We start from the raw sequence: 24,177 nt of genomic DNA on the forward strand, positions 1-24,177 counted from the left end.
TAACAGTCAGACCATTATCGATGCTAGACAGCACTTGTTTACGATAGTCGATTGAATAAGTCATGGTTTATCTGAATAGTTGATTAGTTTTTATGTATTGTATCGGTTTTATCTGAACTCTACTATAACTAGCTCATCTTCATTAGCTATAATCACCACCTTATAACCTTGATGCTCAACAAAATAGTTTATATAGCCTAATAGGTTCTCTAGATCCATTGAAGCTCTCTCCAAATCATCGAATACTAATATTAGACCTTCTGTATTAGACAAATAATCTGGCAAATTGATATCTGGTACTTGAGACGATACACTAGCATCACTTTTACCATCACCGTTCAGATCAATCTGCAATGCAGTTTTAAGAAGTCCTTTCCCGATTTTCCCTGCTAAAGCCATACCTTTAGAAGATAAAACAGGATGAAGCTGTCTAAAAAACTCACTTTCTATTTCTTCGAAACTAGCGATACCATATAAACTCACATATAAGTGTGTTTTGACTCGATAATTAGGATTATGCAAACTTGCCATTATTTCTTTCAAAAACCAAGTTTTACCAACACCCCACTTACCCTTTAATAAAACAGCATACTGTGATGAGCTCGGTAACTTAAAGTAATGTTTTAAAAACTCTTCAATATGCTCGTTTGGATTACTCATAAAACTCCCTTTTTATTTTTTTAAAATTTAGTTATAGATATTGAGTCTAGCAATATAACAGATATCACCGCTAGTCCAGACTGGCAGATACAAGCGGAAGGCGGGAAATAGCTCCCCTAAAATCGTTGGGTGTCGCAAGCTCCACACCAACCTACTCTACATTACTTAATAACAAAATTAAGGCGTTACTTTAAACATTTAAATACTCAAACTCCAAACACAAAAAAGGTGAGCCTAAGCCCACCTTTTTATTTTAAAAACAGCTATCTAAAACTATAAGCAATTGCTAGAGGTTTGAGTAGCGAGAAAAACATGCGCAAGCACTACATGTCGTAGGTTCAGCAAGTTTGACGAAGCTAATCAAGCATCTAGGTTTGCTACTAGCGCAACCAAGCACGAGCATTACGGAACATACGCATCCACGCGCCATCTTCATCCCACTCTTCTGGTTTCCAGCTGTGGTTATAGGCTTTTAGGTTACGCTCAGGATGTGGCATCATAATCGTCACACGACCATCAGTGCTACACAGACCCGTGACACCGCCGACCGAACCGTTTGGATTGAGCGGATACGTCTCAGTTGGATGACCTTGGCTATCGACATAACGCATCGCAAGCTGACCGTGTTTAGCCATACCGTCGATTTCGTTATTATCTAGTGTGGCATAGCCTTCACCATGCGCCACAGCGATAGGCAAGATGCTGTCTTGCATACCTTTGAACAGGATAGACTTGGTACGCTCGATTTTTACATTGACCGTACGCGCTTCAAAACGAGCCGATTGGTTGGCGATGAAGCGTGGGAAGTTGTCTGCACCTGGGATGAGGTCCTTTAACTGAGCCATCATCTGACAACCGTTACAGACACCTAGTGAGAAGGTATCAGGACGGGCAAAGAAGCGGACAAACTGCATGCGTAGCTCGTCATGGAACAAGATAGAGTTCGCCCAACCAGAGCCTGCGCCGAGTACATCACCATAACTAAAGCCACCACAAGCGACTAAGCCATCGAAGTCACGTAGATTGATGCGACCATTCAGTAGATCACTCATGTGTACATCGACCGCTTCAAAGCCAGCTTGGGTAAAGCCTGCTGCCATTTCTGTCTGACCGTTTACGCCTTGCTCACGCAAGATAGCGACTCGTGGTTTATTCTCGCGACTGGCTAAGTATGGCTCTTCAACTTTTTGATTGAGATCAAAGTTTGGCGCAGCGATCAGGCCTTGATGGCTCGCATCAGCAATCAAGTCATACTCTTGCTGTACGCACGCTGGGTTATCACGGCGACGCGCGATTTGATAGCTGACCTGAGTCCACGCTTGCTGCAATTCAGTACGGCTAAAGCTGAGAGTGTCATCACCCATGAGCGTTGGCGTTTGGATAAGTAAGCTGTCTTCTTCCGAGCTTTGACCAACAAGGCTGAGCATATCAGCAACGTTAAACTCTTCTGCCAATTGCATGAGAGCCGCGACGTTTTCTGGCAATACTTGGATGACTGCACCTAGCTCTTCACTGAACAGTTGACCGAGTAAGTTATCATCCGTCAATGACAGCTTGATACCTTGACGGCTAGTGAACTGCATCTCAGCGATGGTTGCTAATAGACCACCATCACCGATATCGTGATAGGCGCTGATGACGCCTTGTGCATTGCCCGCTTGGACAAAGTTAAAGAAGTCGACCAAGTCGCTTGGCTGCGCCAAATCTGGGCAATCGTTACCCAATTGGCTAAGCGTTTGCGCAAGGATTGAACCGCCTAGACGTAGCTTGCCTTTAGACAAGTCAATACGGTAGAACGCGCTATCGCCATTGATTAGCTCAGGCGTTAGCGTTTTTGCCACGTCAACTACAGGAGCAAAGGCCGTAATCACGAGGCTCATTGGCGACACAACTGATTTATCCGTGTCACCTGCTTCACTGCTGTCAGTCCAATTGGCACGCATTGATAGCGAGTCTTTACCAACTGGAATCGCGATACCCAATGCTGGGCACAGCTCTTCGCCGACTGTATATACCGCGTCAAATAATGCTGCGTCTTCCGCATCATCACCACAGGCTGCCATCCAGTTCGCTGACATCGTGATATCAGACAACTGAGCAATACGCGCACCAGCGATGTTGGTAATAGCTTCACCAATGGCGAGTCGTGCTGAGGCTTGTGGACTGATTAAGGCAACTGGCGTACGTTCACCGATACTCATCGCTTCACCGCTCATCACCTGACCATCTAGCGCAATCAAGCCTGACGCGGTCACCGCACAATCCGATACAGGCACCTGATAGCGACCCACATACTGATCACGCACGACCATACCCGTGATAGAACGGTCACCAATGCTGATCAAGAATGATTTACTAGCGACCGTTGGGTGACGCAACACGTCTTTGATAGACTCAGCTAGATTAACGTCGCCTAACTCTAATGCAGGTAAGCTGGTTTCATGACGCTCAAAGCTACGCTTCATCTTTGGCGTGCCACCGAGCAATACTTGCATCGGCATATCAACTGGCTGCTCATCCAATAACGTATCATCAACGACTAGCTGACGGACATCCGTGGCTGTTCCCAAGATGGCATACGGGCAACGCTCACGCGCACAGATCGCATCGAATTGGGCTTCGCTTTCTGGACGAATCGCAAGGACATAACGCTCTTGCGCTTCATTTGACCAGATGGCCATTGGCGACATGCCAGCTTCTAATGATGGAACTTTACGCAGATCTAGTACCGCGCCCATCTCATGGTCATTGACCAGTTCAGGCATTGCATTAGAGATACCGCCCGCGCCCACATCATGCAATGACACGATAGGGTTGCCGTCTTTGCCATTATTGCTGGCATCGACATCACTACCGGCTAGTGCCCAACAGCGATCCATCACTTCTTGGCAACGACGCTCCATTTCAGCATTGTCACGCTGAACTGAGGCAAAGTCCAAGCCTTCATCAAGTGAACCACTATCGACCGAAGATGCTGCTCCACCGCCTAGACCAATTTGCATGGCAGGGCCACCAAGGACGATTAATAAATCACCTTGTTGAATGGTATTTTTTTCAATGAGGTTGCGTTTGATATTGCCGTAACCACCTGCCAGCATGATTGGCTTATGATAGCCACGCATCTCGCTGCCGTCTTTTGCCGCTGATGTATCAAGTTGGAAGCTGCGGAAATAACCGCATAGATTAGGACGACCAAACTCGTTTGAGAAATTGGCTGAACCGAGTGGTGCTTCAGTCATAATCTCAAGACTGGTTGCCATACGATCTGGCGTGCCATAAGCCTGAGTACTCAATTGACCTGATTGCTCCCATTTCTCAGCGAGCTCTGGAATATGCAAGTGTGACACGTGAAAGCCTGTCAGACCTGCTTTTGGCTTACCGCCACGACCAGTTGCGCCTTCATCACGAATCTCACCACCAGCACCTGTCGCTGCACCCGCATACGGGGCGATAGCGGTTGGATGGTTATGCGTTTCGACTTTCATCAGGATGTCGATTTCTTCTTGATGGAAGTCGTAAGGATGGGCAGAATTTGCGTCCATCGCGTCAGTCGGAATCGGGTAAAAACGCATCCCTTCTGCCCCAGCCATCACTGCGGCGTTGTCTTTATAAGCCGACAAGATACCTTGTGGATTCGACTGATAAGTATTCTTAATCATTTGGAACAGTGATTTCGGCTGTACTGCGCCATCGACTGTCCATTCAGCGTTAAAGATTTTATGACGGCAATGCTCTGAGTTCGCCTGTGCAAACATCATCAGCTCAACGTCGGTTGGATTGCGCTTTAGCTCATTGACGTACGCATTCATCAAGTAATCAATATCTTCGCTCGATAGCGCAAAGCCAAATTCTGTATTGGCTGCTTCTAGTGCCGTACGACCTTGTCCAATCACATCGATATGATTAAGCGATGCTGGCTGCTCATCATCAAATAGCTTATTCACCTCATTTAAATCATAAACCAAGCTCTGCGTCATACGGTCAAACAATAATTGCTCAGCGGCTTTAGGTAATGTGTTATTGGTTGCACCTACCTCACCGTCTGTTTTTGCATCAATCGTTAGGGTATAAACGATGACGCGCTCGACACGGTTAATCTCAATATCACAGTTATTAAAGATATCGGTCGCTTTACTGGCCCACGGCGATATGGTGCCAAAACGCGGTGCAACGATAACTTGTAATTGGTTGTCTTGCGGCGCGGCAAGTTGGATATCTTGCTTAATGCCAAACAGGTCCAGCGCTTTTTTCTGCTCATCACCTTCAAGCGTCCGTGATAGCACATAAACTTGCTGAGTATGGATGTGGCTGACATTTAGCTCGGTTTTTTGCTGGAACTGACTGATGAGTTGCTGCGTCTGAAAATCGGTAAGAAACGGTTGTCCGGCGATGGTCATCATAAAGGCATAATCCGTAAGATCAAGGCATCTCTGCCATGCAAAGTAAATGGTCTGCGTATTATAACAAGAAGCCCTGTAATAAGCAGGTCAAAACCAAGATAAATTGCTGATGCTTGCTATTCAATAATAGTAAAATCTTCGCCATCGTTGAAACCCTTGTTACTTTTACAACAGGCTACTTTCACAACAGAAACTTAACAGCGATGTCGTCACAATTTTTACCTAAAGCTTATAGTCCTTACAAACCCTAACATCGCCTTACGGGCAACCTATATAAACACAAGGTCACAACTAGGTATTCTAGTTTCAGTTGTTAAGGCGACGATCGTTTCTCTGAATTCATCTGGTTTTCGATACTTGGAAAACGCTTAGCCTGAATAAAAACTACTATAAATAATCAACTATTTAATTACTACGACTTAATCAAAATACAGAAAGGGAAATTTACTATGAGTAGACAAGACCATATCAATAAAGTGCAAGAATTGGTAAAAGATATCAAGTTTGCCATGATGACAACTCGTACTCACGAAGGTCATTTGCATGCCTGCCCAATGACAACGAGCGAGACGAGCATCGGTGCAAAAGAGATTTGGTTCATCGGTGACAAGAGTACCGAAACCGTGAGTGACATTGAGAAAGACCCGCAAGTAAACTTGGCTTATGTCAGTCAAGATGCCAAAAATTATGTCTCAATTAATGGTAAAGCGGAACTGGTCGAAGACCAAGAGAAATTAGACGAGCTATGGTCGCCGATTTACAATGCATTCTATGAGCAAGGTAAAGATGATCCTAATGTACAGCTGATCAAAGTCGTACCACATGGCGCAGAGTACTGGCTCAGTGGTAGCTCAGTCGTCAATATGTTTAAGATGACTACTGCTGCTGTAATGGATGGTAAAAAAGCGACCAATCTCGGTGAAAATAACTCTGTGACGTTATAAGTTATCTAAACCAGAAATAGCAAAAACAAAAACGCCAGTGGCTCATGCAACTGGCGTTGCATTATCTATTATCTATTGACATGCATTACTGTGGTGGTTTCGCATAACCATTGTCCGCAGGATAAGCTTGCGGCTGTTGAAGCTTCGGCTTAGATGGATCATATAGGCCATAAACTGCTGTACCTATTACACCGGTGTTATTGATAGAGCCTGAGCTGGTATTAGCGGCATAAGCACTCTCTGGCTTGCTAAATATAAACGAAGCTACTGAGCTTTGGCTCTTACGGAAACCTTCAATCACCAAATTATCATGTGGATTTAGCACATATCCACTGTCATAGCGACTGGCAGCGCTACCATTGAGGACATTGAGGACATTGATTCCATCGACACTAGCGACGATTTCATAAGTGTTGTCGCTGTTATTATGATACACCAAACGATAGGCCTGACCCGCTTGACCTTGGACATAGTAATTGCCCGAGTCTCGATAAAGGGATAGTGCACCCGTATCTGTTTCCATCGAAAAATCAACCTTGCCCGCCAGTAGCGACATGCTATTTACCGCACGTCCATTATAGGCTTTGTCTGCATAACGAACCTGCATCTGCTCGATAGGCTCACTGCTCGTACGGCGCAGATCAACAGTCGTCACTTCAGAGTTGACATCATCACCCCATTTTGTTCCCAAACGCTCAGATTCTGCCGCGTCCTGAGTGGAACGTTCTACAGTAGCATCTGTTTGGGTAGATTTTTCTCGCTGAATGGTTGAGGTGGACTCTTCTTGCATGTTTGAGCCAGAAGAACACCCCGTTAATAATGCCAACAATAATACGGCAACGCCCGACTGTGTCTGATGTAATGTCATGCTTATTTCCTTATTTGAATGCCGTTTCATGATAGCTCGATCAATTTTCTTGTATTTTGTTTACTAATTTTGAGTATATATCAACCATACAAACAATGTCTAAGACAAATAGGCAACATCAGCCGTGTTTCAAACAGACCATAAAAAACGCCAGCGGCTAATGCGACTGGCGTTTTTTGTTGTCTATGTTGTTTGTTGACCATATCTGCGTTATATATTTACCCGCTTTGCTTTAGGTACGGCCAAGCCGCTTTGAGATAAATCATCATCGACCATAGTGTCAAAATAACAGCAGCAACCATCAGCACATAACCGATCGTTTCGAGCGACTCCCAGTTTAATAAAAGTACCGTAATAGCCACCATTTGAAACGTCGTTTTTAGCTTGCCGACATATGACACTGCCACACTGGTACTTTTGCCCAACTCTGCCATCCATTCACGTAGCGCTGACACCGCAATCTCACGCGAGATAATCACAATCGCGGCGATTGCCATAATAATATTGGGATGCCATTGCACCAAGATAATAAGCGCCGCCGCCACCATTAACTTATCAGCGACAGGGTCTAAAAAACGACCAAAGGCTGACATAACATTAAGCTTACGGGCAAAATATCCATCAAGCCAATCAGTAATCGCTGCAATAATAAAAACGCTAGTCAAAAGTAAATGGCGTAACAAGCTATCACTAAATTCGCTCATACCGACCCGCGCAATCACATTGTCTGAGATGGCAGGCATGCCAATCCCCATAGCAGGTGGCCAATAAGCAATCGCGACAAATAGCGGAATCATTAAAATCCGCGCGATAGTAAGGTTATTAGGCAAGTTAAAAATACTCTTGGTATTTTGCGGCTCCTGCGTATGCAAATGCGTATTCTCAGTCATGGCAAACCCAGTTTTATATAAACATATTAATGGTAGATAGCTTAGCATTTTTCACGCAGGTCGTCATGCCATCTCTTTAGCTATTCAGTTATCGATATAATGTCGGTTGAATTTAAAAATAGTCAGTTGAATTTAAAAATTGTACAAGACAACCGAATGTAGATGTATATCTAATACTTCAAGCGAGGTTAACGCAGCAATATTTTTATAGTGGAATGACTATTAAAATTAATCAATCTTTCATATATAACTACAAAACTTTGATACGCATTTTTCAATGTTAGATATGACACGATTAAAAGACTCATCTACTGGAGATGAAATACGACGTTAATTTTCTCTCTCATAAGCTCTAAACGTAATGTCATGTAACCAAAATAGCCAAACCGCTGTCAATTGCGCTATGATAGCGATTCTGATAAAAACACTTGTACACTTAAATATGTAAGTAAATATATGCAGTTATTGAATTAATCACCACCGCCCTAATATTAGTTAATATAGAAAAACTCATAATAACAATAGGTCACAACCACTGCCTCTGTAGTTCCTTTACACGATCAGTTTTCCTCGGCCCACAGTTCCTCCTCTGTGGGCTCTTTTTTTGCCTGTAATTCATGCTTGATTAAAGGTTTGTCATATACAAGTATAACCATCTGCAAAAATCTGTATCGTTTGAGCAATAATCTAAGAAGCGGCATATTGCTTATAAGGAAAAACCCACCATAAGGTGGGCTTTTATAATACAAATGATGAGTCGGCGATGGCTTAATTAGACAAAGAAAGGTATTTAGAGCTTTACATCACTAAGTGTCATCGCCGTTATCTTAATTGGCACAGCGAATAGCCACGCAGTACCAGCAGTACAATAGAATCTGTTGTTATGATAAGACACGATTTGGGCAGTAAAATCGTTTGAATCTTGATCACACATAGCTTCTTCATCACTATTATCATCTACCGCACACCATATCTCATGGCAGCCATGCTCAAGCATTACACGAGTCAGCTCACTTCCTCTAAGCACTATATTCACCTCTAACTTCGTACTATTTTGTATATTATGTTATACGAATATAACTGTTTATTAGCAATTTGGGTAGCTTTATTTTCAATTAAAGTATTACAAATTAATACACAAATTTTCAGTTATAAGCGGCTATAGATTTAGATCATCATAAAGAAGTTCTACTTTTTTTACTGGTATGGCGCATTGCCATTCAACGCCTTCTTTACAGGAGAATTTATCATTTTCAAAAGAAATAATGTGCCTTAGCGAATCATATTCAGTGCTATCGATACTAGCCATCGCCTGCTCGTCGCTCTCATTACTGACCGCGCATAAAACCTGCTTATCCCCTCGTGCTAGCATGGCACAAGTCAGCACACTACCTCTCAATCTGGTACTCATAAACTATCCTTTATTTTCAATAAGTTATAGATTTCTTGCTATATCATATAGATATAGAGATACTATATAGTATTGATTTATAGTCTCTTTAGTATTTAAGTGTATATGCACGTTAACTCATCGCACCCATCGCTTAGTGTTTTTTAACTTTAAAGGGCTCTGAGAATTGCAAAATCAAAAAACCAACGACCGATAATATAATGGCAATCTCATAACGACCGTAAGCCACCGAAATACCGATGGCGCCCGTATTCCATAAGCTCGCTGCCGTGGCAGTGCCCTTTGAGCCTTTTTCATTTTTAAAAATCGCCCCACCACCGATAAACCCCATACCTGTGATGATGGCATACATGATTCTCGCTTCACCAGTAGCATCATAAATATCCATACCAACCAACATGAACGCGCATGACGCAATGGTTACCAGTGGAAACGTCCTTAACCCCGCGCCGTTGTCTTTCATCTCACGATTAAGGGCAATCGGTAATGACAATATAAAGGCGATGCCCAACTGGAAAAAATGATAGCCCATCAGCTCTAAATCTATATCGAATCCAAACATCGTGATCACCTTTTCATATTAAGAAAACGCCCTTAAAGTCCAGTTTCGGATAGCGCAGTCGCTAAGTAAACTTGGCCATTATTTTGCTTTGTTGATTGCTTCAACCGTCTGTTGTGCCATTTGATAGCAACTTTCGATATTGCCTTGTCCGCACCAATCACCACTGACAATCCATTGATGAGACTCGTCTATCAAGATGCCTAATACTTCTTTATCACTATCAGTGACAGTGGCGGCATAACGCCAACGATGGCAATTTATTTGGCTAGGGGCATGTTCATCATTCCAATTCAATACTTGCTTGGCAGCTGTTAATAACTGCGCTTTGATCGTCTCCATATCGTCATCGACATGCTGCTCTGACCAGTCGTTGCGCGCATGAATAGTGACACTGGGTAGCAGGTCATCGCGAGCAGGTTTTTGATGCTCGATAAATATTCTATCGAGTATAGAGTCATTCAGATAAGCCACATCCAAGCGTGGCGCTGCTTGAGCGCTTAACATTTTTGGTAATGTATCAAAATTATCCCAACCCAGCATCAGCGTGTAGCACGCCAGAATTTTTGGCTTAGAAATCTTGGCTTGCTCAGCAAAGCCGCTCTCTGCCATTAACTCTATGGTCTGACCGTTTGGCGCGGTACATATCACCCAGTCAAAGTGACCTAGACTCACACCAGTCTCGTCAAATAGCTCAGTTTTTTTATCAACCTTTGCCGCTATAGACCTGTCATATTGAGCCAATGGCGCAACGCGGGTTTTAAATTTTATGGTGCTGTACTGAAACTCATCAGCCAGTGTACGTCCCCAACTGGTCATTTTTGGCGTACTGATATAGCGGGCTTGCGTGGTGTTCCATTGCTCCTTACTCTGAATATCGGGCGCTTGGATATCAGGCGATAGAGTACTCTCATTCGCTGGCGTGAGCTCAACCACGTTGGCGCACCATGGCTGTAGCAATCCCGTCTCTAACCAAGGCGTAATGAATTGCTTAAAACTTGCCGTCTTAGCCGTAAAAAACTGCGCCCCAAATGCCCATTGCCAGTTTTTTCTAGTGTGGCTATCAGTACGATATCGAGTGGCTAAACGCCCTACGCTACGTGACTTTTCAAAGACATTGATTTGCGGTAAGGGTGTTTGCGCACTATCTTGTACTATGTTTTGAGCAAAGGCGCGCTCTAATAATGTAGCGGTAAACAGCCCTGTCAAACCACCACCAATGATAGCGATTTTTGGTGATTGGGTAGCGACAGCTTGCAAAGATTGATTGGTCATAATGACAGCAGGCCTCATATAATGTTGGATAAAAAAGGGAGTGATAATAGTAGGAATGTTTTCGACAGTATGGTTATCGTTAGATAAGATGGTTATAGAAAGTATTGAACCTTTAAAGTTTGTTGATATCAATATCGTCTGCGTAAAAAAGCCATGCTAGTTTTCATAACATGACTTTTCTGAACGCTAATCGTCTATTTACTGAACGTGCTTTTAATCGATAATTTAGCCTACTCTCCTCGCGCAGCTTTGACTACCTCAACCAGCTGATTAATCACCGAGCTATCCGCAAGAGTAGACAAATCACCCAAACCAACATATTGTCCTGCCGCAAGGTTACGTAAAATACGGCGCATGATTTTGCCCGAGCGAGTTTTGGGTAACGCTTCAACGATATGAATAGCATCCAAATTGGCAATCGGACCAATCTCAGCGCGAACATGTCGATTCAGCTCAGCCTTTAGCGCCTCTGTCTCTTTTTCACCCGATTTCAAAATGATAAAGGCACAAACGCCCATGCCGCGAATCTCGTGCGGCATCCCGACAATGGCGGCCTCCGCTGTCGCAGGATGCGCGACCACGGCGCTCTCAATTTCTGCTGTTCCCAGGCGATGCCCTGCGACGTTAAGCACATCATCGACGCGACCCGTGATCCAGTAATGTCCATCTTCGTCACGCTGCGCCCCATCACCAGTGAAATAATAACCGGGATACTCACTAAAGTACGTCTGTAAAAAACGCTCATGGTCATTATAAATGGTACGCATTTGCCCCGGCCAACTGCTGTTAATTGCTAGGTTTCCTTCAGCAGAGCCTTCTAGCATAGTACCGTCACTATCAACAATCTCTGGTTTGATACCGTACAAAGGATTCATCGCTGCGCCCGGCTTGAGGGCGACCGTGCCTGGTATCGGTGCCATAAGGATGCCGCCTGTCTCAGTTTGCCACCAAGTATCTACAATCGGACACTTGCCACCGCCGACGACATGATAATACCAGTCCCATGCTTCGGGATTGATCGGCTCGCCGACTGTTCCGAGTAATCGCAAACTTGAACGATCAGACTCCCGCACAAAGACATCGCCCTCCTTCATCATCGCTCGAATCGCCGTCGGTGCAGTGTACAGAATGGTCACATCGTGCTTATCGATAATATGACCGATGCGTGCCCATGTGGGGTATTCTGGTACGCCCTCGAACATCACCGTCGTCGTACCATTGGCAAGCGGTGCATAGGTTGCATAGGTATGACCTGTGATCCAGCCTACGTCCGCAGTACACCAGTAGACGTCATCGTCTTTAATATCGAACACATCTCGAAAAGTAGAGAGAGCATAGGTGATATAGCCGCCCGTGGTATGCAGCACACCTTTAGGTTTGCCAGTAGAGCCAGAGGTATACAACAAAAATAGCGGGTCTTCGGCATTCATAACTTCTGGCTCGCAATGTTCTGACTCGCCATCGACCAAGTTATGATACCAAACATCACGGCGACCACTCATCGGTACAGAATTGCCCGTACGATGAACGACTATGACGTTGGTCACGCTATCAGTGCCATCCATATCTAGTGCCCGATCGACATTGGCTTTGAGCGGCGTATGCTTATTACCACGTAAGCCTTCATCAGCCGTAATGATGATTTTTGAGCGGCTGTCTATCAGGCGATTGCCCAAGCTCTCAGCAGAAAAGCCACCAAAGACCACGGAATGTACAGCGCCAATACGTGTACATGCCAGCATCGCTATCATTGCTTCAGGTATCATCGGCATATATAAGGTCACGCGATCGCCTTTTTTGACCCCAAGCTTACGCATGGAATTACCCAAGCGACAGACCGCTTGATGTAGCTCTTTAAAGGAGATGATTTTGTGCAGTGAAGGGTGATCGCCCTCCCAAATAATGGCAGGCTTGTAAGGATTTTTTTTGACATGTCGGTCGAGACAGTTGACAGATATATTCAACTCGCCGTCCTCAAACCATTTTATGCGAAAATCATCCAAATCATAATTAACATTGCTGATTTTGGTCGGTTTTTTTATCCACTCGATCAGCTCGGCACACTTCGCCCAAAAAGCATCATTAGCCTGAGGTGATTCGATAGATTTTTCGTAGTCTTCGCGGTATTGTTCAGCGGTAGTATTGGCAGCAGCGATAAATTCGGCCGCAATGGGGAATGATTTTTGAGTCATCGTATTTGTCCTTTTTAATTATTATGACCTGCACGCATAACGGTCGAAAACGACTGCCTGTACAGGTGATAAGGGTCATCTTCCATAATGTGTGACACTCATGGTTAGTTTGACAAATAAGCAGAACGGTTGCAAGGTATCAACAGCCATTCATAACAATATGCCTATATAGCGGTATACTTGATCACCCATGATAAAATTTATTGACGAGGTGTGGTTTTGCATCTACTCGCTTTTACTATTGGTATTGGTATTGGTATTGGTATTGGTATTGACCAATTTAAAACATGTTTTGATTTTGGCACAAATTTTGATTTTGGCATAAACAAAGACATCACCGTCCAGATATCAGATAACGATATGATATTTAATCCTTGTAACCTTGTATGAAATATGGACAATAGCTACACGCGAGATACGACGCCAAAATATACCCTTCACCAAACCCTTTTATTGACCTGCTGCTATGAAAATAAGCAATCGACTCTATTGTTGATTCGATAACGGATTTGGTGGCTGGTTTTTAAACCTATTATTTTATGAGACTACCATGAGCAATCACCGCAATGCATCACAATACACCCACTATGATGTCATCATCATCGGCGCTGGCGCGTCAGGGCTATACTGTGCACTCACAGCGGGTCGCCGTGGTCGCCGCGTACTGGTATTAGACCATGCCAATAAAGCGGGCAAAAAAATCCTCATGTCAGGTGGCGGACGCTGCAACTTTACCAATTACTATGTCGAGCCTGAGCACTTTATCGGTGCCAATCAACATTTCTGTAAATCCGCGCTCAGTCGTTATCCCAGCTGGGAATTTATCGGTATGGTGGCAGCACATAACATCCCTTACCATGAGCGCGAACACGGTCAGCTATTTTGTGATGATTCAGCGCAAGATATTTTGACCATGCTCCTCGCGGAATGTACGGCAGCTGGCGTACAAGTAAAGCTGAATGCGCAGATTGACAGTGTGCAAGCTATCGCAAATGACAAGAACGCCAAATTTGAATTACTGACCAGCAAGCAGCTTAGCAAAAAAGAAAAGCAAGAAAGAAAAGAATCCGCCAATCAAACCAAACTGCCGCAAACAGGCTACCGCTGTGAGTCACTCGTGGTCGCCACGGGCGGACTGTCTATTCCAACGATGGGAGCCAGTGGTTTAGGATATGAATTGGCGCAGCAATTTGGGCACACGCTGATCGCAACCGATGCCAGCTTAGTGCCTTTTACCTTTACGGATAAAACGGGTGAGCTTATTCGATCTTTGGCTGGTATTAGTTTGCCAGTCATCGCTAGCAATGAGCGCATCTCTTTTAAATTGCCTATGTTGTTTACCCATCGCGGGCTCTCAGGCCCTGCTATGCTACAACTATCAAACTATTGGCACACTGGCGAGACCATTAGTATCAACCTGCTGCCAAATATCGACATGACAGCGCTGCTCCTTGCGCACAAAAAATCGCACCCAAAGCAACTGATTCGGACGGTCGTCGCGGATTATACCGATAGCGGCGATGACAGTAATAAGTTACCAAAAAAGCTGCTTGCTGCGCTACAAACGCACCTTTGGGACGATATCAAAGACACCGAACTTGCCAATATTAAAGATGAGCGGCTGACGGAACTTGGCGCGACTTTGAATGGCTGGCAGCTCAAACCCTCTGGTACAGAAGGTTATCGTACCGCTGAGGTGACCCGCGGCGGCGTAAAAACTGATGAAGTCTCCTCAAAGACCATGCAAAGCAACATGCAAGAGGGCTTATACTTTATCGGTGAAGTGCTGGATGTTACTGGTTGGCTTGGCGGCTATAACTTCCAATGGGCATGGGCCAGTGGCTTTGTCTGCGGTGAAGTGGTTTAGCCTCATTTAATCATAACGATGTAGCATTGTTTAATCATAACCAGTGCTTATCGGCAGCACTTACAGATAGCGCTTACAGACAGCACTTATAAACAGTGTCATGGCTAAATGCCCAACACGCCCTAATGAGACATCCCTATTTTTATTCTACTTAAGTTGCCTTTTATCTATATTAGCCCTTGATAAATTATTAAAATAAACACAATATAGGTAGCTATAAATGTAGCGTAACTTAACAGAACTTTTTTATTAAAAAATACGTTTTGTCTGACGAGGTAATAAATGCGTCCTATTAAAAATATTCATGGTGATAAAGCGCCGCACTGGGTAGGTGACGGCTTTTATGTAAAGACCTTAATCAACCATCTTGACGATAATCCTCATTTTAATTATAGCCATACCGACCCGTTTTTGTTATTTGATTATGGCAAACCGACGACCTTTGATCCGAACCCCAATTATAAAACACAGCCGCATGGAGTCGGACAGCATCCACACAAAGGCTTTGAAACCGTCACTATCGCCTACGAAGGTGAAATCAGTCATGCCGATTCAGTAGGCGGGCAAGGGATTATTCAAAAAGGCGATGTGCAATGGATGACCGCAGGTCGTGGCATCATGCACGAAGAGTTTCATTCGGAGGCTTTCGGTCAACGCGGTGGTGTCTTTAGTATGGTGCAACTGTGGGTTAACTTGCCAAGTGCGCACAAACTGACCGACCCAAACTATCAAAGCATCAAACGGGCAGATCTGCCTATCGTTGAGTTAATCGACAGCAGCAACCCTGACCACCAAACGACGATTGGTAAGGCGGCTATCATTGCTGGTGCGTGGCAAGAAATCACAGGCGCGGCAAATACCTTTACTCCGATTAACTTATGGAATATTGAGCTGGATACTGCGGGCGCGACGACGCTAAAAGTACCCAACACCCACAATACGCTACTGCTGGTACAAGAAGGTGAACTACTGGTCAATGGTACGTCAGTCAGTGCTGGCAATTTGATTCAATTTGATGCGCCAACTCAGCACCGCACTGATGGGCAAGCTCAGCAAACACTGGCTACTGATACCATTGAGCTGCATTATCCTGCTACAGAAAATGGCCAGCCAGCACCAGTCAAGCTTTTACTATTGAGCGGCGAACCTATCGGCGAACCAGTCGCAGGTTATGGACCCTTTGTAATGAACACCCAAGAAGAGCTCCGCCAAACGTTTCGGGATTACCAAACGGGCAACTTTGTTAAATAGTTAAAATACAGGCATCAAAAAGCCACCTGACGCAGACCGTCAGGTGGCTTTTTATTATGTGCTTATGTATCGGCTAACGGTGAGGGTATTTTTAACACACCTTAAGGTTAGCTAATCATAAAGGCAGCTGATTATCGATTATGCTTGGTTAAGGAATGGATAATCGGTATAGCCTTCATTGCCGCCACCATAAAAACTCTCTGGGTGCTGCTCATTGAGCGCCGCCCCTTCCCGGATACGCTCAACCAAATCAGGATTGGCGATATAATCACGGCCAAAAGCAACCGCATCGATATAGCCTTCCTTGATATTTTTCTCCGCTTTTTCAGCAGTATAGCCACCAGCAGCGATGATCATATTATCAAAAGCATCACGGACACGCTGACGGAATGCATCACTATAAGGCGTGCCACCTGCCCAATCAGGCTCAGAGATATGCAAATACATCAGACCACGCTTGTTGATCTGTTCAACTAGCCAAATGTTTTCGTCTTCGTTGTAGCCTGCTTCTACATTGTTAAACGTGCCAAGTGGCGAGATACGAATACCCACATGATCAGCATCCCACGCATCAACACAAGCATCGATAACATCAAGGGTCAGACGCGCACGATTCTCACGGCTACCGCCATACTCATCATCACGCTGATTGGTTTGCTCAACCCAAAACTGATGCAATAGATAACCATGCGCACCATGAATCTCTACCCCATCAAAGCCTGCTTCTTCAGCATTTTTGGTCGCTTGGGCAAAATCAGCGATGACTTGCTTAATCTCATCAAGTGTCGCTGGACGTGGCGTAGTCGCTTCAACGCGAATGGCGTGGTTATTGCTATCACGCAATGACGTACGCACACCGACATGCACATCAGACGCTGAGATCGGTGCTTTGCCATCAGGCTGCACGCTTTCATGCGCAACCAATCCTGTGTGCCATAGCTGTACGACAATTTTGCCACCTTTGGCATGGACATTATCAACGATGGTTTTCCACGCAGTGATTTGATCTTGGGTATGGATACCCGGCGCGCCAGCATAGCCTTTTGCCTGAAAAGATACCTGCGTCGCTTCAGTAATAACAAGCCCAGCACTCGCACGCTGTGAATAATACTCTCCAGCAAGTGCCGTCGGTACATCACCAGGTTCGATCGAACGCAGACGTGTCAACGGTGCCATGATGATGCGGTTTTTTAGGGTTTGCGTACCCATTTTTACATGTTCAAATAAATTATCGTGTGCCATAAAAAGCCTTATTTGTTGTTATAAAACCATAATGATTGGTTTGTTATTAATGAATAAATAGCGCGCTCGTTTTTCAATACGCTATTTATAATCCGTAGTCTTTATAGGGGGCAAACGTGATAATTCCAAGGAAAAATGACCAATAAAAATATCAATATGGCATGATATCGGTATTGATAATACTCATTATTCAACGCCTCTTATTAGCCTATTAAGCGAATGGCTTTAATCATTTAAAAACATAAATGGCAAAATAATATTATTTATCAATAACGTGTACTCATAACCTCTCAGTCAAAAGTCTACTTGGAGCGTGTTGAACGATGACCCAATCAAGATTTTTACAACTTGAGAATCTTTTTAATGGACAACTCTAAAGACAAGTAAGTACCAAACAATATCACCATCGAGCCAATGATCGCAGGTGTGTCCAATGCTTCACCAAGCAATAAGTAACCCAATATAATCGCAAAAATCGGAATCACTAAGGTAATACTGGTTGCGCGCATAGGACCAATACTTTTTATCAATTGATTCATAAAAATCAAGGCAATGGCGGTTGAAAATACGCCTATACAAATGACAGAAACCCAAGCAGTAAGGCTAATGCTTTTACCATACGGGAATTCATAGACTGCTATCGGCAGCATGATAATACTGGCAATGATGAGCGAACCTGCGGTAATAGCGACTGGCGAGACATTGTATAAGTAGTTTCTGGTGATATTGGCGCCGACGGCATAACCGACACAGGCCAATAACGCATAGCCCATTGGTAGCAACCCTGAACTTGACTCAGCGCCCTGCCCGCTACCGCCAAATAAGTTTTCACTCATCAAAATAATCACGCCGATCACGCCAATGATTAAGCCGACAATTTGTTTTTTTGACAATCTGTCTTTAAAAAAGGTGCTGGCGATAAAACCGCTCATCATCGGTACGGACGCATTAAGCACCGCCAATACTCCAGCATTGACCGAGCGCGCTGAAAAGGCAAACAGGATAAAAGGGATAGCGGCAGAAAACAGTCCGACTAGGGTCAGCACTTTCCAGTTATCACGGATACCTGCTCTATTTTTTGGGCTGATTAAAACAAAAACCAGCATGGTCAGCCCAGCCAAGACCACACGAAGGCTCGCAAAAGCTAACGAGCCAAATTCAGGCACGCCGATACGATAAAAAATAAAAGACAGCGACCACATAAAAGATAAGGTGATAAAAATAATGAGGTCGCGGTTAGACATGGGGTGATCCTATCAAGCGTTAGACGATTGCTCCTTACTTATAAAATGGCTATTTATGAACTTCTCATTATGAAATGATTATTATCAATAAATTCATCATAAAAACGCAGTTATAAAAGGCTCAGTCGTAAAAAGTATCGTGTGATAAAAAAACCTCGATGATAACTTTTTAATTGCTCGATTGATGTTGTATTTTCTGTATTTATCACTGATTTCTTCTACAAATTCACTTTATCCAAAATAAAATCAATATCCTTATCGCCGCGCCCTGACAAATTGACTAAAATCGTCTCATCCGCTGACATATCTTTGGCAATTTTCATCGCATAAGCGATGGCATGTGCCGACTCTAAGGCAGGAATAATACCCTCAAGGCGCGACAATGCCATAAACGCTTCTAGACATTCAGCATCAGTCGCCGACTCATAAGTGGCCAGTTTTAAATCTCGCAGATGCGAGTGCTGTGGTCCAACCCCTGGATAATCAAGACCGGAGGCAATCGAATGTACGGGAGCTGGCTCGCCTTTTTCATCGAGCAGCACGTAACATTTAAAACCATGAATCTCACCTTTCACGCCGAGCGACATTGTCGCCGCATGATTAGGAGTATCCAGACCTTCGCCTGCTGGTTCCACGCCTATTTTTTCTACATCTTTATCATCAAAAAAGCCGCTAAACATACCGATAGCATTAGAGCCGCCGCCAATACAAGCGACCACTTTATTAGGTAGCTTACCCGTCGTCGTTAAAAACTGCGACCGTGCTTCATGTCCGACCACTGACTGAAAGTAGCTGACCATTTCAGGATAGGGCGCAGGTCCCAATGCCGAGCCAATCGCAAACATACTGGTATCGAGCTCATTAAGATAGGTTTCAAAGGCGCTATCGACTGCTTCTTTTAGCGTACCCGCGCCACGCGAGACTGGTACGATATTGGCACCCAAAATCTTCATACGACTGACGTTTGGATGCTCCTTTTTAATATCGACCACACCCATATGAATCTCACACTCCATACCCATCAAGGCCGCTGCCGTTGCCAACGCTACGCCATGTTGCCCCGCACCCGTCTCGGCAATTACCTTTTTTTTGCCTAATTTCTTGGCTAATAACACTTCACCCAAACAGTGATTAATCTTATGCGCGCCCGTATGATTTAAATCTTCACGCTTAAAATAAATCTGCGCGCCGCCGCAATGCTCCGTCAAACGCTGCGCATGATAAATAGGACTTGGACGACCAACATAGGTCTCACGCAAGCGCTTCATCTCAGCGATAAAATCGTCATTTTTAATGATTTCACGAAAACCTACTTCGATTTCTGCCATGGCTTTGGCAAGCTCAGGATGACCAATTTTGCCACCAAACTCTCCGTATAAACCATCGTCATTGGGCAAAATTGATTGATGTAAACCGTAGCCATTAGTTGTATTTTGCGTTGTCATAGTTAAGCCTTGTTATTTTAAATGGAGTATTAGTATTGGCATTTTTGCCGAATTATTTAGCTTTTTAAAGATAAGAATAATTGAATGTATTTGTGTTCTAGTACATTGAAACAAGATGATAAGCGAAATTCTCTATTCGGTCAAGTTTACACGTCACTCTAAAAATAATTGTCTAACTAACTGGCTGAGTTAGTGACTAAAAGCTGACAAGAATAATCGTTGAATGAAAGCCCGATTTGCCTATAAGTATTACAGCAATCGTGTGACTGAAATAATAACGCAACCTATGTTTGCTAATATGATGCTCGCTTGGCTTAGCGCACCTTTGCAGTCTAAAGCTAATATTATTTCATACGGGCTTTTTAGCTTAAATATCAAATTAGGATACACCATGCAACGACGCCAACTGATTAAAGCCATGGGTTTAAGCTTAGGCGCTATCAGCACCTCCGCTGCGGTGAGCGGCTGTCAAACGCTTGCCAAGCAGCCAAAGCTACCAAGCAAAATTACTCAAGCTGGGCATTTTCCTAATATCATCGTCGGTAGTGGCTATGGCGGTGCGGTAGCGGCGCTGCGATTGAGCGAAAAAGGTCACAAGATTTTAATCCTTGAGATGGGGATGCGCTGGGATAGAAGCCCCAAGCATGATACCTTTTGCAAAATGATTAACGCTGATAAACGCTCAAGCTGGTTTAGCAATATGCCAAACGCTCCTATTCCCATTCCAATCCCGATTAAAAAATATCCTGGGGTTTTAGACTTAATCGAATATGAGGATATGAAAGTCTTCGCTGGGCGTGCTTATGGCGGCGGCTCTATCGTCAATGGCGCGATTGCCATTCAGCCAAGACGCTCGCACTTTGAAGCAGTGTTTCCGTGGATTAACTCTGATGAGATGTACGATACTTACTTTCCCCGCGCGATGAAAAACCTGAAAGTCAGCCAAATTCCTGAGTCATTTTTTAATGAGTCCGAGCATTACGAATTCACCCGCTCTGCTGAACGTCAAGCAGAAAAGGCGGGACTCAAAACAGAGTTTTTCGGTAATAGCTACGATTTTGACTATATGCAAAAAGAAGCGAAGGGCGAAGTCTATAAATCTGGCCTTGGCGGCGAAGTCATCTATGGCAATAACGCTGGCAAGTTCTCACTGGATTTAACCTATTTGAAAGACGCTGAAGCTACTGGCAATGTGACGGTGAAAACCTTACGAAAAGTTAATACTATCCAAGCGCTCGATAATGACCAACTGCGTTTAGAAGTACACGTTATCAATAAAACTGGCGGCGTGGATAAAGTTGAGCATTACACTTGCGATAAGCTGTTCCTTAATGCAGGCAGTACGGGCACCTCAGAGTTACTATTAAAGAGCCAAGCAGAAGGTATGCTTAATCATCTAAACGAACATATTGGACAGCACTGGGGACCCAACGGCAACATTATGACTGGACGCAATTTCGTCCATGCTGCTGGCACCATCCAATCTACCATTCCGGTCAAAGCCATTAATATGTGGGACGGCGATAGAGGCGACTCAAAATACAAAATTTTTGCTGAGCTCGCACCATTGCCACTAGGGCTTGAAACTTGGACGACACTATATCTCGCCATCACCGACAATCCAGAACGCGGCAATTATTACTATGATAAAGCCACCAAAACCGTCAAGCTCAATTGGAAACGTAAGCAAAACGAGTACTCGGTAAACGCTGCCAAAGAGCTGATCGAAAAACTCGCCAAAGTAAATGGTGGCTCGACTTCGAGCTTGCTATTTACCAAAGGCTTTGGTGACGACTTCTGCTATCACCCACTAGGTGGCTGCGTATTAGGCAAAGCGACTGATGAGTTCGGTCGCGTCAAAGGGCATAAAAATATCTACGTGCAAGATGGCGCGTTAATCCCCGGCAGCGCTGGCGTCAATCCATATGTATTTATCACAGGACTTGCTGAGCGTAATATGGCGGCTATTTTGAAGGAAGATTTTGGGTAGGGAGTTGGAAGTTGGTTAAATGAGAACGCTCTAGATGGGTATTTTTTTGGGCTTGGGTTTGCGGGAGCTACTCCTGTTTTTTGCTCCTATCTTAGTTATCCACTGAACTTTAGTTAAATCAAATCTTTTAAAGTTTGTATTCTTCAGTTACTCTTTAAGTAATTTAAATTTTGGTATTAAATTCATGGAAAAGATTGACAGAGGCACAGCTGAGTCTATTAGCTATAAGGCAACATCCTATCATCATAATATTGTTAGCTACTTAAACGATCATGAGCTTCAGAATTTATGTTATGCGAGGAAATCTAGAGTAAAAAGTAAGAAGGATATTCTTGGTAAGTACAATAGGAAAAAAACTGATCCTGATAAGAAAGGTTATAAAATAGAAGATATTTCAGATGTAATAGGTTTGAGATTCATTGTACTATTCAAACAGGACGTTATTCCTGTTATAAATTCAATAATAAGTCTTTTAACTAAAGATAATGATAGTAAGAATCCTTTCCATAATTGCAGTATTGAAGAGCTAATATATTACAAAGGTAATGTTTCACTTTCTAATATTTCTCATAAGGTGCGCGATAGTTTCTCCTCAATAGGAATGGATATCAAAGAGAGAAACTCTCGAGAAGGCTATTCTAGTATCCATATAGTTTGCGACCTTAGTACTGAATATAGTGACGTATTACCTGAAAACTATAAAATCCCAGTGGAGATTCAGGTTAGAACAATTTTTGAAGATGCTTGGGGCGAAATTGATCACAAATATGGCTATCAAGCTAGGAGAGATAGTAACTCATTCCATCCAACACTAGACAAGCATCTACAAACCTTAAAACAGTTTGTAGATGCTTGTGTTGACTATGCAGATTTGATAGTTGAAGAATCTGAAATTGAATTAAATCCGACTGATTTTTCTAAAGTTCTGAATATACCCGAAGGCTCCGAAAGTTTATCTGAATTATTTAGTGACTTAAATATTGAAGAAAAATACCTGTACGAATATAGCGATGCCATACAAGCAAAAAATAAAGCGATAAAAGAAAGTAATGGTAAAGAACTTATAAGATGTGCAGATCACTTTCTGAGTATTAAAAATGATTATTTAAAGCAGAAAGCTGACTTAGAAAACGATACTTTTTCATTCTATTGTAGTCTCAATTATGCCTTCTGTAATCTTGTTAATAACACTGAGAAGGGTGTGAAAAACGCTAAAGATATGTACTTAACTTTAAAAGAAGTAGATCCAGACAATAGTTTAATATTGATGAGACTCGGTCAGACTATGGGTAGAATAGGAGAGTTTGACGACTCTATATCTTTAATCAAAGAGTCTTATACTAAAGCAATTAATCGAAAATCAAAATTTAAAGTCAAAGAGACAGATATTAAATACATTTTGTCTAAAGTTCCAAAAACAGTTGGCTACTATATCTGGTTAAAAATATATAATTCAGACAAATCATTGGAAAATGAGTATATTAAAAATTTGTATCAAGAAGCTTACGAATTTACACTTGAAGGCTTTAAGGCTTTAAATGAAGATAATCATGCTGAAGAGTATATTGACTATCAAAATAATTTAGTTTTCTATCTTACAGAGATTAACAAGATTCAAGATACAGAAGAGAATCGTGAATTAATTAGAGAGAAATTAATTGCAATCGAAGATGGTTACAAAAGTCCAGAGGACATAGATGCTACAATTTTAGATACTCTTCTTAGCTCATATTATATGCTTGAAGACATTGATAAATGTAGAATATATTCTCAGTTACTTAAAACTAAAATTTTTAAAAAGAGCTACGATTTTGATGATAGTGAAGCTCTAGACATGTTGGAGCTGGTCGATAAAGTAAACGATTTAGTGACTAAGGAGTAGTTGACAGGGATGTAAATTAGTCTAAACTATAACCTAGTCTTCATCTAAACAAATTAT

Annotated in this window: 18 protein-coding genes; 6 read left to right on the forward strand and 12 right to left on the reverse strand. The window is 43.2% G+C overall.

What is annotated here, in order from left to right; genetic code table 11:
* Window positions 1-108 precede the first annotated feature (108 nt).
* Complete coding sequence (locus tag JMW94_RS09995) at window positions 109-660, reverse strand: P-loop NTPase fold protein (protein ID WP_201604299.1); 552 nt, start codon at window positions 658-660, stop codon at window positions 109-111.
* Window positions 661-1,040: 380 nt separating this feature from the next.
* Entirely contained in the window at window positions 1,041-5,060 is a 4,020-nt protein-coding gene (purL, locus tag JMW94_RS10000; RefSeq protein WP_201604300.1) for a phosphoribosylformylglycinamidine synthase, read from the reverse strand.
* Window positions 5,061-5,509: 449 nt separating this feature from the next.
* Between purL and JMW94_RS10005 the strand changes: the two genes are divergently transcribed.
* Complete coding sequence (locus tag JMW94_RS10005; protein WP_045452613.1) at window positions 5,510-6,004, forward strand: pyridoxamine 5'-phosphate oxidase family protein; 495 nt, start codon at window positions 5,510-5,512, stop codon at window positions 6,002-6,004.
* 85 nt (window positions 6,005-6,089) lie between these two features.
* On the opposite strand, the gene JMW94_RS10010 is transcribed toward JMW94_RS10005, so the two are convergent.
* The 7 genes from JMW94_RS10010 to acs all read right to left on the reverse strand — a co-directional run bounded on the left by JMW94_RS10010 (window position 6,090) and on the right by acs (window position 13,199).
* Window positions 6,090-6,872: a hypothetical protein gene (locus tag JMW94_RS10010; RefSeq protein WP_201604301.1), complete on the reverse strand. Its 783-nt coding sequence runs from the start codon at window positions 6,870-6,872 to the stop codon at window positions 6,090-6,092.
* Between the two features lie 218 nt (window positions 6,873-7,090).
* Window positions 7,091-7,762, reverse strand: coding sequence for a CDP-diacylglycerol--glycerol-3-phosphate 3-phosphatidyltransferase (pgsA, locus tag JMW94_RS10015; protein ID WP_045443785.1), 672 nt, complete (start codon window positions 7,760-7,762; stop codon window positions 7,091-7,093).
* A 790-nt stretch (window positions 7,763-8,552) separates the two neighbouring features.
* Complete coding sequence (locus JMW94_RS10020; RefSeq protein WP_227675952.1) at window positions 8,553-8,789, reverse strand: hypothetical protein; 237 nt, start codon at window positions 8,787-8,789, stop codon at window positions 8,553-8,555.
* Window positions 8,790-8,921: 132 nt separating this feature from the next.
* Window positions 8,922-9,173, reverse strand: a complete 252-nt coding sequence (locus JMW94_RS10025; protein ID WP_201604302.1) for a hypothetical protein — start codon at window positions 9,171-9,173, stop codon at window positions 8,922-8,924.
* A 133-nt stretch (window positions 9,174-9,306) separates the two neighbouring features.
* Entirely contained in the window at window positions 9,307-9,735 is a 429-nt protein-coding gene (locus JMW94_RS10030; RefSeq protein WP_055123559.1) for an MgtC/SapB family protein, read from the reverse strand.
* Window positions 9,736-9,813: 78 nt separating this feature from the next.
* Complete coding sequence (locus JMW94_RS10035) at window positions 9,814-11,007, reverse strand: NAD(P)/FAD-dependent oxidoreductase (protein ID WP_201604303.1); 1,194 nt, start codon at window positions 11,005-11,007, stop codon at window positions 9,814-9,816.
* Window positions 11,008-11,237: 230 nt separating this feature from the next.
* A complete protein-coding gene (acs, locus tag JMW94_RS10040) occupies window positions 11,238-13,199 on the reverse strand; it encodes an acetate--CoA ligase (RefSeq protein WP_201604304.1) in 1,962 nt (653 codons plus the stop codon).
* 190 nt (window positions 13,200-13,389) lie between these two features.
* Here acs and JMW94_RS15015 point away from each other — a divergent pair, with 190 nt between their 5' ends.
* From JMW94_RS15015 to JMW94_RS10050, 3 genes are all read left to right on the forward strand, one after another.
* Complete coding sequence (locus tag JMW94_RS15015) at window positions 13,390-13,524, forward strand: hypothetical protein (protein ID WP_265088318.1); 135 nt, start codon at window positions 13,390-13,392, stop codon at window positions 13,522-13,524.
* A gap of 225 nt (window positions 13,525-13,749) precedes the next feature.
* Window positions 13,750-15,066, forward strand: coding sequence for an NAD(P)/FAD-dependent oxidoreductase (locus tag JMW94_RS10045; protein ID WP_201604305.1), 1,317 nt, complete (start codon window positions 13,750-13,752; stop codon window positions 15,064-15,066).
* Window positions 15,067-15,348: 282 nt separating this feature from the next.
* Complete coding sequence (locus JMW94_RS10050; protein ID WP_201604306.1) at window positions 15,349-16,317, forward strand: pirin family protein; 969 nt, start codon at window positions 15,349-15,351, stop codon at window positions 16,315-16,317.
* Between the two features lie 138 nt (window positions 16,318-16,455).
* On the opposite strand, the gene JMW94_RS10055 is transcribed toward JMW94_RS10050, so the two are convergent.
* The 3 genes from JMW94_RS10055 to trpB form a co-directional block, all read right to left on the reverse strand.
* Window positions 16,456-17,559 carry an alkene reductase gene (locus tag JMW94_RS10055; protein ID WP_201604307.1) on the reverse strand — a complete coding sequence of 368 codons (1,104 nt, stop codon included), beginning with the start codon at window positions 17,557-17,559 and terminating at the stop codon, window positions 16,456-16,458.
* Between the two features lie 341 nt (window positions 17,560-17,900).
* The gene (locus tag JMW94_RS10060) at window positions 17,901-18,803 is read right to left on the reverse strand and encodes a DMT family transporter (RefSeq protein WP_201604308.1); all 903 of its coding nucleotides are present in this window, start codon (window positions 18,801-18,803) and stop codon (window positions 17,901-17,903) included.
* A 218-nt stretch (window positions 18,804-19,021) separates the two neighbouring features.
* Window positions 19,022-20,248, reverse strand: a complete 1,227-nt coding sequence (gene trpB, locus JMW94_RS10065) for a tryptophan synthase subunit beta (RefSeq protein WP_201604309.1) — start codon at window positions 20,246-20,248, stop codon at window positions 19,022-19,024.
* 391 nt (window positions 20,249-20,639) lie between these two features.
* Between trpB and JMW94_RS10070 the strand changes: the two genes are divergently transcribed.
* Entirely contained in the window at window positions 20,640-22,238 is a 1,599-nt protein-coding gene (locus tag JMW94_RS10070; protein ID WP_201604310.1) for a GMC oxidoreductase, read from the forward strand.
* A 184-nt stretch (window positions 22,239-22,422) separates the two neighbouring features.
* Window positions 22,423-24,120, forward strand: coding sequence for a RelA/SpoT domain-containing protein (locus JMW94_RS10075; RefSeq protein ID WP_201604311.1), 1,698 nt, complete (start codon window positions 22,423-22,425; stop codon window positions 24,118-24,120).
* Window positions 24,121-24,177: the final 57 nt, after the last annotated feature.

Source organism: Psychrobacter immobilis, from assembly GCF_904846185.1.
Classification (GTDB): Bacteria; Pseudomonadota; Gammaproteobacteria; order Pseudomonadales; family Moraxellaceae; genus Psychrobacter; species Psychrobacter immobilis_B.